General features: G+C 39.4%; 11 protein-coding genes. 9 read left to right on the top strand and 2 right to left on the bottom strand.

What is annotated here, in order from left to right; genetic code table 11:
* Positions 1 to 97 precede the first annotated feature (97 nt).
* Positions 98 to 1,225, top strand: a complete 1,128-nt coding sequence (locus LXL81_RS09480; RefSeq protein ID WP_234646537.1) for an AI-2E family transporter — start codon at positions 98 to 100, stop codon at positions 1,223 to 1,225.
* Positions 1,226 to 1,249: 24 nt separating this feature from the next.
* Here LXL81_RS09480 and LXL81_RS09485 read toward each other — a convergent pair whose 3' ends face one another.
* Complete coding sequence (locus LXL81_RS09485) at positions 1,250 to 2,482, bottom strand: PepSY domain-containing protein (RefSeq protein ID WP_234646538.1); 1,233 nt, start codon at positions 2,480 to 2,482, stop codon at positions 1,250 to 1,252.
* Between the two features lie 388 nt (positions 2,483 to 2,870).
* On the opposite strand from LXL81_RS09485, the gene LXL81_RS09490 reads away from it, so the two are divergent.
* From LXL81_RS09490 to LXL81_RS09520, 7 genes are all read left to right on the top strand, one after another.
* On the top strand, positions 2,871 to 3,104 hold the full coding sequence (locus tag LXL81_RS09490; RefSeq protein ID WP_234646539.1) for an acyl carrier protein: 234 nt from the start codon (positions 2,871 to 2,873) through the stop codon (positions 3,102 to 3,104).
* 80 nt (positions 3,105 to 3,184) lie between these two features.
* A complete protein-coding gene (locus LXL81_RS09495; RefSeq protein ID WP_234646540.1) occupies positions 3,185 to 4,789 on the top strand; it encodes a Na+/H+ antiporter in 1,605 nt (534 codons plus the stop codon).
* A gap of 502 nt (positions 4,790 to 5,291) precedes the next feature.
* Positions 5,292 to 5,534 (top strand): hypothetical protein, encoded by a 243-nt coding sequence (locus LXL81_RS09500; RefSeq protein ID WP_234646541.1) that lies wholly within the window; start codon positions 5,292 to 5,294, stop codon positions 5,532 to 5,534.
* A gap of 293 nt (positions 5,535 to 5,827) precedes the next feature.
* Positions 5,828 to 6,367: an SRPBCC domain-containing protein gene (locus tag LXL81_RS09505; protein ID WP_234646542.1), complete on the top strand. Its 540-nt coding sequence runs from the start codon at positions 5,828 to 5,830 to the stop codon at positions 6,365 to 6,367.
* A 400-nt stretch (positions 6,368 to 6,767) separates the two neighbouring features.
* Positions 6,768 to 7,742: a family 16 glycoside hydrolase gene (locus tag LXL81_RS09510; protein WP_234646543.1), complete on the top strand. Its 975-nt coding sequence runs from the start codon at positions 6,768 to 6,770 to the stop codon at positions 7,740 to 7,742.
* Positions 7,743 to 7,889: 147 nt separating this feature from the next.
* Entirely contained in the window at positions 7,890 to 8,561 is a 672-nt protein-coding gene (locus LXL81_RS09515) for a CAP domain-containing protein (protein WP_234646544.1), read from the top strand.
* Positions 8,562 to 8,627: 66 nt separating this feature from the next.
* Entirely contained in the window at positions 8,628 to 9,221 is a 594-nt protein-coding gene (locus LXL81_RS09520) for a hypothetical protein (protein WP_234646545.1), read from the top strand.
* 10 nt (positions 9,222 to 9,231) lie between these two features.
* Here LXL81_RS09520 and LXL81_RS09525 read toward each other — a convergent pair whose 3' ends face one another.
* The gene (locus LXL81_RS09525) at positions 9,232 to 10,899 is read right to left on the bottom strand and encodes a glycosyltransferase family 39 protein (protein WP_234646546.1); all 1,668 of its coding nucleotides are present in this window, start codon (positions 10,897 to 10,899) and stop codon (positions 9,232 to 9,234) included.
* 504 nt (positions 10,900 to 11,403) lie between these two features.
* Between LXL81_RS09525 and LXL81_RS09530 the strand changes: the two genes are divergently transcribed.
* Positions 11,404 to 11,796 carry a LytTR family DNA-binding domain-containing protein gene (locus LXL81_RS09530; RefSeq protein WP_234646547.1) on the top strand — a complete coding sequence of 131 codons (393 nt, stop codon included), beginning with the start codon at positions 11,404 to 11,406 and terminating at the stop codon, positions 11,794 to 11,796.
* Positions 11,797 to 11,880: the final 84 nt, after the last annotated feature.

The raw sequence follows: 11,880 nt of genomic DNA on the forward strand, positions 1-11,880 counted from the left end.
CAAATGGAAACGCTACCTGTGTTTACACTCCGATTTTTTATCTGGCATGATTATAATTATCAAAGTTCCGAACACATACAATAAATTTTCATTTCCCATGACGCGCGTTACCCCTTTTTATACCCGGTTAGCTCAAATCCTGATCAGTATTATTTGTTTATTTTACATTGCTATCATTGGCCGCACGTTACTGGCTCCCTTGATTTTTGCCTTGTTATTTTCTTTACTGCTATTGCCCTTTACTGTATTTCTGGAAAATAAACTGCGTTTACCTAGATGGGCTTCTTCTCTTGTGGCATTGTTATCCTTGATTCTCGCCATTGTCAGTATTATGACAATTCTTGGATCACAGCTAACAGCACTGGCGCAGGATTGGCCTGCTTTCAAGCAGCAGGTACTTACCGGCACTGAGGATTTGCAAAAATGGATTTCGATGCGATTCCATGTGGACAGCGAGCAGCAGATGAGTTATATCAACGACTCTACAGATAAAGCTTTGAATACCGGTACAACGCTACTTGGGCATACCCTGCTTTCCGTATCCTCTATTTTGCTGTTTTTACTTTTTACCTTTCTATATACTTTCTTCATCCTGCTTCACAGACGTTTACTACTCAGGTTCATCGTCTCTTTATTTAGCGAGGAACAAAGCATCGTAGTTTACGATGTTGTGAGTCAGATTCAGTATATAGTCAAAAAATATATCGTTGGTTTATTTCTTCAAATGATGATAGTAACCGGGCTTTCGGTCGCTGCATTTACAATTCTTGGAATAAAATATGGCTTTTTATTGGGGCTGATCACCGGGATTTTCAATCTGATACCATACATCGGAATCCTGACAGCCTTGCTGCTTGCCATTCTGATCACTTTTGCGACTTCAACTTCCAGTCATATATTATTTGTAATAGCCGCAATTGTGGTCATACATCTGATCGACAGCAATTATATTATGCCTAAAATTGTAGGTTCAAAAGTGAAAATAAATACACTCGTCGCGCTGATTGGGCTTGTGCTTGGAGAGATGATCTGGGGTATTACAGGTATGTTTTTATCCATTCCCGTTATTGCAATCGTTAAAGTTATATTTGACCGTGTTGAAGGTTTAAAACCCTGGGGTATGGTCCTGGGCGACGATGACAGCCATCCGGATACTAAACCTGCCATTCAGGAATTTGAGGAAGACAAATTAAATAAGGCCAATCCGGTATCGAATCAGCCTTAAAAGATTTTCAGAAAACCAGATCAATTAAACCTGGCCCGCCAGCACTTTTGATCTGGTTTTTACTTTTTCAGGTTTCTTTTTACCTCTGTTGTACCATATCAAAAAGCCGGAAACCGGCAATGAAGTAGCAAGCAGACATGCGATGAAATAAAGCAGTTTTGAGAAAGTTCCAAACAATTCTCCGGTATGGATAAACTTTACTGACGATGTAATTTTTTCGCCAAAAGGTTTTTCCGAATACTTTTCCAACCTGACCATACTTCCGGAATATTGATCAAAATAAACACGGTCGATGGCGGCAAGTGTAAAAAATCCACTTTGGCTTTTTAGCACCGCATAGACTCCCAGGGAGTCTGAGGGCATATTGATACGTATGTTTCCCGGATAGGTGTAAAAGTTATTCGCATTGGCTATCACAGTTTCCAGAGGCACAGCAATGCTATTTTCTTCGACTTTTGAAACCGGATTTTCTTTCTTTTCAACACCCATTGCCTTAATAAATCCCTCTTTGTACCAGTCAAAGGCAAAATATGGGCCGGTTATCGCCATAATGGTAACGAAGAAGAAAGCATAAAATCCCAGCGTTTTGTGCAGATCAAAATTGACCCTTTTAAAACTGGCATCCGTTTTCACCTTAAATCCGGCAGACCAGCTTTGTGACTTTTTCCAGCTTTTAATTTTGGCCGGAAACCATAAAATCAATCCGGAAATTTGAAGGAAAATCATCATCAGGGCAGCAGTGCCTGATATTACCCCACCGATTTTTTTATCCAGCAAAAGCCATCTGTGAATCTTTAATGTCGTTGCAAAAAATGTGAACGAGGATGTCTGGGCATCTCCTATTATTTTTCCGTTATATGGATCAACAAAATAACTAACCGATTTCAATTTCGGCTCTTCCTTTTTTCCGGCAGTTCTAGAAGTCTTGTCTTTTTGCTGAGCTTCTTTTTTTTCGCCCTTTTCCGGAATATTCAGTGCAAAAGTCCAGGCTTCTGATTTATTTTCGGGAATCTGTATGTTACTGATTTTTCCCTTTATCTCCGCCTCTACCTTAGCCGTCAGTGAAGCCAGCGGCATCAGACTTCTATTTCCGGGTGTTATGGTAAATTTATCAGTATCCAGAAAATGGGTAATATCAACTCTGAAAGCATAGATAGTGCCGGTCAGACACATGATGAAAAGTATAATTGCACTTGGAAGTCCCACCCATAGATGGAGATCATTGACAAGTTTTCTAAAAGTATATTTGCTTTTCATAGGACGTCAGACCGTGCAGTTCAATAAGTTCTGTCAAAAAAAGAATGATCAAATATTCAGATTTAATCATTCCAAATTGAATTAATGTCTACAAGTTTGTCCTTATTTTAAATTCGTCCAAATAAATTTCGAAATTCTTCAAAATTTACAACTACTTCTAAATTTAGTTAGATAATCATAGCTAAAAGTCAGGTTTAATGTTAAGGAATCTTAAATTTCACCAAACCTGCAACATTCAAATGCGCTTGGAAGTATTACCTATACGCAAGCCGATTGGCACAGCTTAACACCGAAGAGATCGTTATCAATTAAACCAAAAAAAGCCTGATATCCTGATGAGATAATTTTACCTGGAAATTTTTCCTCCATAAAATAAAAATAATTTCACATGAATGATCAGCTCAGAGCTTTGTTTGCGGCCAACTCCGGCCTTCCGTTTACATCTATTAAAGACGAATCGAATTTATCAAAAGATCTGGGGCTGGATAGTCTCGATACTGTTGACCTGGTTTTGCAAATGGAAGATATGTTCAAAATCGCCATTCCCGATGAAGAATATCAGGAACTACAAACCGTAAAACAGTTTTCAGATTATCTGATTAAGAAAAGAGCAGAAGCCTGAAAATAATAATTATCAAATTTTTCAATCCATAAAAACATGCATCATGGAAAAGATTTACGCTAAACCGTATCAATCTGAATATGCTTCACGAAAATCTTTTGATTACACTATTGCTGCTTTTTGCAGTTTCTATGATGATTATGTTAGGCCAAAAGCTGAAAATATCCTATCCGATTTTTTTGGTTATAGCCGGACTGCTTATCACGTTTATACCCGGCGTGCCGCACTTCAAAATATCGGCCGATTGGGTTTTCATGGTCATACTGCCTCCGTTATTGTATCAGGCTGCCTGGAACACGCCATGGAATAATTTCTGGAAGTGGAAACGATCCATAGTAATGCTTGCTTTCGGGCTTGTTTTATTTACCTCCTGCATCGTTGCTTATTTTTCCAACGCTTTTATTCCTGGCTTTACAATGCCGCTCGGGTTACTTCTTGGAGCAATTATTTCCCCACCAGACGCAATTGCTGCCAATTCTGTTTTACAGGATATGAAAGTCCCCCGCCAAACGGTTACGATACTGGAAGGTGAAAGTCTGCTGAATGATGCTGCGAGTTTGATCGTTTTTCGCTTTGCATTGGAAGCTGTACTCACCGGCCGCTTTGTAAAAGAAGAAGTTGCCGCAGCTTTTATTGTAGTAGGATTTATGGGTATTGTCATCGGGATCGCATTTGCCGCCTTGTTCTATTTCATTCACCGCTACCTGCCGACAACACCAAGTATGGACGCAACACTTGAAATCATTGCCCCTTATTTTATGTATCTGGTGGCGGAACATTATGGATATTCAGGCGTTATGGCCGTAGTCAGCGGAGGATTATTCATGTCATCCAAATCTGTAAAATTGCACAATTACGCTATTTCCAGGATGCATTCAGCCGCCGTAGGTTCTGTTATTGTGTACATTTTAAATGGTCTTGTTTTTATATTGATCGGACTTCAATTGCCACTTGTTGTAGCCGGTCTGCAAGGTTACTCCATCACCGAAGCGTTGAAATATGCTGTTGTGATTAGTCTGTTAACCATCATCGTCCGGATGTTATGGCTTTTTTTCACATCTTTCGTTCCGGGTTGGCTAAGTTCGAAAATCAGGACCAAGGCAGTTAAACAGAGTTGGCAAAGTGTGTTTGTAATAAGCTGGGCGGGAATGCGCGGCGTGGTTTCCCTGGCTTCTGCCCTATCGCTACCTATTGTATTAAACGATGGACAGCTTTTTCCACAACGCAATTTAATTTTGTTCATCACCTTCACCGTCATTTTGGTTACGCTCGTTTTTCAGGGAATCACGCTGCCATTTTTAGTACGTTTTTTGAAGTTTGATGAAGAAAAGCCAGTCATACCAAATTCAGTTCAGGAAGCTGATATTAACAAGCGTCTTCTGGCTATTGCGCTGAAAGAACTCAATGAAAATTACACCTGCGATGTAGCTGAAAACGAAATGCTGCAAAGGTTTAAACTGGAACTTGAAAGAGATCTTTTACTTCATTCCCAGATTTTGGCATCAGACAAGCCCGACATAAGAAATGTCGATCGCTTTGGCCACGTAACCAATAACATTCTAAGAAATCTGAGGGCGGAATTATCACGGATGAGAAAAGAGAATTACTTCGATGAGGACGTTTTGAAAAAACGTGAAAAACAGATGGACCTCGACGAAGTACGTCTCTATCACCATACTCATTAAGATTTTTTTTCCCGCATTGCTTTGTCATCAGACTTTGCCATGAGCCATTTTATCGTTTAGGAAGCGATTCTTTAAGCCGTATCAAAAAATATTTTAAATTATTTTAAAAATATTTTTCAAGGCTTGGGAAATAATATTGGGCAAATGCCCCAAAAAGGCCTCTTGACAAAATACATTCAGAATAAAATTTTAAAAAATTACCCATTATCGATATAAAGTATTGAACGCGATTTATTTGTGATAAGATCATTGCTTTGCGCCGAACGGGTCAAAATCTTATTAGGCGCACATTTACGGAAATTGGTTACAATTCAGATTTCAATATTTAAATAATCCTATATTTTTCGTATACAAAAATCGTTATCCGGCAGGAAACTTACGATAATGTGAGGTACCTTAATATGCGTAACTTGCATCATATGTACATATTATAAATATATGTATTATATTTGTGTCGTAATAAAAACAAGAACAACAGAAAAAGTTGTAAAAATAATTATCTATGAAAAATGCAAACATAATGATAGCTCTGATCCTATTGGCATTGACTATCGCAACAAGTGCTATTGCTTCAAACGAAGAAAAATCAAAAGTTACGCTGATAAATAAAGTATTGCCTGCTTCACTTCCAGTTTTGGATAGTCCGGCACCACAACGTGTTAGTTTATCAGCAGAATCAACAAAAACTGCTATTCAAAAAGCAAACATTGTTGAGCTAAAATTGAAAAGCATCGATAAAAAATAATCGAAGCAAATGCAGTCAGGAATGTGGGTAAGCTTAGGTATGAAAAATACTTATAATTTACTCCTTCCAGATACAGTTTTGCGAAGATTTATTGGTGTAAACAACAAATTCGGATTACTTCTGAGAATATAGCATAGTAAAAAGGCTCTGGCGCACGTCAGAGCCTTTTTGATTTTAAACAGAATTTAATTGACGATCAAGGATTTTCGAGGCATGCTTATTATAGGTGATCGGTTGCCAGGAGAATTTCGATGATCCTGTTAGACAGAGATTTAATTTAACATGTGTCAATTATGGAAATCAAAGAAAACGAATACAGTATTGAATTCAGTCAGGATTTTTCGGTGTCAGCTGAAATCCTTTTTGAAGCCTGGACCGCTGCCGATAAGTTAAAACAATGGTGGCATCCGATGGGAGATTCTTTGTCAGAAGTCCATAATATTGTGGAGGAAGGCGGAGAAATTACCTATGATTTTGAAAAAGGTGAATTTCGTGTAACCGGAAAGTATCAGGAAGTAAAACTAAATGAGAACCTGGTTTACAGCTGGAACTGGGATTTTTCAAATGAACTTCCCGATGAAAAATACCTGTTGACCATTCGCTTTGAAAACACTGATTCCGGAAGCATTCTTCATATAAAACAGGAAGGATTACCAGGAGAAGAGGCAGCACTACCCCATCAGGATGCCTGGAAAACCGCTCTGGAAAACTTGAAATCATTTCTTGAAAACGCAGACACTCCAACTGACAGTGTGAAAAGTGACGAAGGAATGAATGACCGGTCCGGCGGATATAACGAATTGCCCGAGCAGGCAAAGGTTGGCGGTGGGTGATCAAAAACGATTGCAGGTTTCGGCTTAAATCCGAAACCTGTTTTTTATTTGCTTACTAACCTATTCTGGTTCAAAAGTGTCTTTATTTCTGAGGTTACCTTGCCTGGTGAGTGTCCCGACGCATCGGGCTGAAAAATTTCACCCTCAGCATCAATCAATAACTTACCGCGGTTTCCCGGCTTCAAGATATGATTCCCAAATCGCGCCTTGCTGTGGGAGCTGCATCTGGTTCATATGAACCCCGTTAAAATCTTTTAATTAACCGTAAGTTATTTAGTTTTTTGTCAAATATTAATAAAATTGAGTTCAACTTTAAGAACCCGTTCCGGCAATTGGCACAAAAATCGATTTATTTCAGATTTATAGGTAAATTGTGAGCTTATAATCTTCTTAAAAATTTATGAGCAAAATATTCCTGACAAACCCCAAAAATCTTTCCCGGCACTTTTTACTTCCGGTGCTTTCATTGCTTATCGCCGCAGGTTCGGCTATGGCCAGTAATCTTGTAAAACCGCTTGCATCCCCGCTCGAAGGGCGTTGGGATATTACCGTTGACGTGGCAGGGAAACCTTCCCCATCCTGGCTCGAAGTAAGACATTCGGGAAATCATACTTTAATCGGACAATTTGTTGGCTTCTCAGGAAGCGCCCGCCCTATCTCGGAAGTTCATTTTAAAGACGGAAAATTATCCTTCGCCATTCCTCCCCAGTGGGAAAAAGGAGATAAAGATCTGACGGTTGAAGGCACACTTTCTGGCGAAAAACTTACCGGAACTATGAATACCGTTGATGGTAAAACATATAGCTGGACGGGCGTTCGCGCGCCTTCTCTGCGCAAAACAACACAACCTGTCTGGGGAAAAGCAATTCCATTGACAGGTGGAAATGAAATAAAAGGATGGCATGCAGAAGGAACAAATCAATGGGTTGCGAAAGATGGTATTTTGAAAAGCGATAAATCAGGAGCTAACCTGATCACAGATGCCAAATATGGTGATTTCAAATTACACGTTGAATTCCGTATCCCAAAGGGAAGCAACAGTGGTGTTTATCTGAGAGGCCGTTATGAAATGCAGGTTACCGATGGCAAAGGTTTGGAACCAGCCGTGGATCAATTGGGAGCGGTATATGGATTTATCAGTCCAAGTGAAATGATGGCAAAAGAGCCAGGCGAATGGCAGACCTTTGACCTGACACTTGTCGGCAGAATGCTGACGCTGGCTGTTAACGGCAAAACTGTGATTACAAATCAGGAAATTCCTGGTATCACTGGTGGTGCTTTGGATAGCAACGAAGGAGAACCTGGTCCGTTATTGATCCAGGGAGATCATGGTCCGGTTGAATATCGGAATATTGTCATTACTCCTGCCAAATAAATCAGGAAAGATTTAAGGCAATAAATATTGAAAAGCAGTGATAAATCCGTTTATCACTGCTTTTCTTTTTGATAAAATTATATATAACTATCGCATTATTTTACAAAACAAAATCAATAAATTTGGTAAACTTAAAGGTTGCCGCCCATGAGATATTTTCTAATCTTTGGAATGTTTTTGGATGTGTATGCGCTCCTCAACAGTGGCAAGCTTGGGTATTACGGAATGACCGATGAAGATTTTTTTGCCTTGCCAAAGTTGCAGCAGATCATTCCCCTAACCGCGCCGGACACGTTACTGCTCGATGCGGCCATTTTCCAGGCCAGTAACGAAGCCCGTCGGAAAAACGGAATACCAATATTTACTTATGATTTCAGTTTATATCTTTCTTCGTCCAATCATGCTCGTTCCATGATTGTCTTTAACTTTTACAACCATAATAATCCTTACAGTAATTTTGAAAGGACGGCTTCCAAGAGAATTGAACTGATCACCAATCGTTTCAGGCGGACAGGAGAAAACATTGGCCAATATCAAACGTTGGTCACCAAACAGTGGTTTGCGGTTCACTGGGACAACAGGGAGCGGCGTTACGAATTTCTTGATTTGGATGAAAAAACAATTTGCCAGCCGTTTACCTATGCAGACTATGCACATTACTGCGTTCGCCAGTGGATGGAATCTGCACCGCACCGCGCCAACCTTTTAAATACCCATTATACTTATCTGGGTTGCGCAGCACGATTAAGCGCTGCACCCTACCAGGAAAAACGGGCACCCTATGGGAGATTAGTACAAAATTTTGGTGGCGAAAAATGATAAAATGTCATTGATACAGATTATCTTAACGCAATTATTAGTCACTTCAATTTTACTCAATTAGTCATGAAAAACCTCTTCCTGATCAGTATTATCGTTATGTTAAATTCTGTCTGTTTCGCTCAGAATAAAAACACATTATTTTTAACTTATGCACTATCTAATCCTGAACCGATATACAACGGACACATAGACGGCGGCGCAGGTTATCGGCCGGTAGCTTCAAATTCTTTTGGGATCAGGTACCATTTAAAGAGTAACAAAATCATCACACTTGAAACCGGAATTGAATATTCTGACTATAAATTCAAGCTCGATTATGTTGACAACCCGGGTGTAGTCATTCCGGATGTGACGCAGAGTATTAAACTGATTTCAATTCCTGTATATGCTCACCTGACTTTTCTCAAATATCTGTTTATTAACGGAGGAGCACTTATTGATACCGAGATTAACAGGAAGAATAATGACATCAACAAACAATCCGGCATTGGTTTCGGATTAGGTGCCGGTTTGAAATACAGGTTTAAAAATGTCGCAATTTTTGTCAATCCATTAATAGAACGTCATGCATTTATAGCCACCGGAGGTTCTGACCATGGAAGCAGACGAAGCACGATCAACGCGGGCGGCCGGGTTGGTATTGGTTATTCATTTTAAACCAATTATATCAATCCAAAACTGATTCGTCGTTTATATATAGCAAATACCTTGTTTCAAGCGACTTCCCTCTTTTTTTGTGATCCAGAAAGCCCATTTTAAGTTTTGTAATATGGAAGTTTTGGGAAGATGAAACGATCTCTGCATCAATTCCGGACCTGATCAAACTATCGCCGACAGCAGCCGAGGTGTATAAGTAACACGGATTTTTATCAATAAAATCATCCAGCTGATCAGTGGTTTTGATGAGATTGACACCTGCCGGTGCATAAAATTCGAATGCATAAGAAAACGAATGGTAGGATGCTACGGGAACGTCGTCATCATTTTGTGAAATCATTTTTGCAGCACTCGCACCAGACTGATATTGAAGCAAAAAAGGATAGAAAAAGACAAATAGAAAAATATACAACATCAAAGCTGTGGCATATCCTCTGAAAAGTATTTTTCGCAGCACAATCTTATCCTTAAAAAGAGCTGAAATTATCGCGATCGAAACGGCTAAAACAGCTCCTATCCACGCATTTTGTATATTGGTGATATAAAAAAGATACAGGATCAAACCGCATAGAATGTACAATAATCCACTTTGAATGCCTGCAAACCAGTTAAGTACCGGATCATTTGCCTTTTGATATAAGAAATAGGCGGTGATTATGGCGAAGTATGGAAACTCAATTACGATGTAATGCGGTAACTGAAATTTGGATAAGGAAAACAACAAAAACGTAACCAGCGTACTGCCATAAAGAATCCAGCGGGAAGAATTTGTGTCTTTTTCATACCGGAATAAATAAACCAGTCCCCCAACCAATCCGGCAGACCAGGGCAGGAATGCCCATAAAGTCGTGTGCAAAAAGAAACTTAGATCTCCGCTTCCTTTGATTGGACCGGTGTTAAAAAACCGGCCAAACTGACTATCCCAGAAAAAGAAACGCAGCCCCGAAACATTAGTCCTTCCAAAAACAATTTTTTCCGGATGCAGGTCAAACTGGACGTACAAACTGTATAATTCCGGCAGAATAAAAACAAACGAAAGGCCCATCATAACCCACCAGCGATAGTTCAAAAACTGCTTCCACTGTTTTGTGATCACAAGGAAAATAAACCATCCAGATCCTATGGTAATCAGAATAAAAATTCCCTTTGTCATGACCGCACAGGCGATAAAAAATGCCGCTGCGACAATATGGAGCCAGTGTTTGCCTTTGTAAATATTGAGCATATGCCATATGGCGGCAATTGTACAGGCAGTTAAATAGGGTTCTGCACGCACATCAAAATTAGCCAGCGTACTGTGCAGCGCCACGGTATAAAGCAATAACGAGATTTTTGCAACGGTACTATTAAACAGATCACGGGCGGTTACGTAGGTGTAAAAAAGACTTAAAAGCCAGAAAAGGAAAGCCGGAAGTTTATAGGAAAAACCATTGATTCCCAATATTTTATAACTGATTGCCGCCATCCAAAAAGGAAAATGGGGTTTATCAAGCCAGTCGTGCCCGTCTCCGAATAAGTTTACCCAATCATTATGAAGTACGATATGTTTGGCAATTGTTGCGTACAAAGCTCCATCAGGTTCCATCACATCCAGCCATAAGCCGGGCATATTCAGCAAAATACCTGTTGCAAGCAACCAGGGAAAATAACGCTGCAAAGAAAGTTCAGTTAATTTCATAAGCCGAGTGTTGGTATTTCTGTTCAATGTTAACCGTTTAAATGGAGTAAAATTTCGGTCAGAATCATTGATTACATAATGATAACATTAGCAGATACGCAGCTCAGGGCTGGATTTATGCAGTGCATTTCAAAAAAGTTTGAAATGATTCAGAATATTTTTCAACTGACTGGCTGAGAGATAGAAAAATCTATACCATTCCACTTATCCATATGGAACTGATGTCAGACAGATGTTTCCAAGGAAAAAACTTTTACAGCCAGGATTTATTGAGAAAAAATATCCGCATGAGAAGATGCTCCCAACCGCCGTGAATTGATTCCGGAAAGTTTTTAAAAATAAAACCTGATTCCTGTTACCCGCCACCGATACTATCCCGACTAAGCTAGTACCCTTCTGACAGAAGGTTGAGCTTACAGATTTAATTCATTTTCCAAAGCACTATTGAGATCAGAAATTTTTATTAACCCGGCCCTCAAAATGGGTCTTAACCTTTACAACGTGATGAAAACATTATTGAACCAACCTTTTGAAAATCTGACCATTTCGGCAGGCAAGAAACCGGGAAATGTAATCAATGTCCATTTGGGATGTAAAATACTTTTCCTGGAATTCCACGAGATCGTTTATCTTCAGGGAGATGGAAATTACACTTACGTATACACAACACAGGGCAAACGTTATCTTATTTCAAAGACAATGAAAGCTATCCAGAAAATCCTGGATGCCGGATTTCTCAGAATCCATAAATCCTACATGATCAATCCAATGCACCTGGTGGAACGTGTTAATCCTGATAAGGTGATACTTAACGGAGGGAAACAATTGCCAATCGCACGGAGAAGAATCCTGGAAATCCAGGAAACACTTGCAGGAGAATATCTGAATGTCGGCTGATAAATACATTCACAAATACGTGAATGATCTAAAAATTTTTCACTTACTGATTAAATATCAAATCAGACTTTAAGTGAGAAATTT

It is taken from the genome of Dyadobacter sp. CY356, assembly GCF_021440195.1.
GTDB lineage: Bacteria > Bacteroidota > Bacteroidia > Cytophagales > Spirosomataceae > Dyadobacter.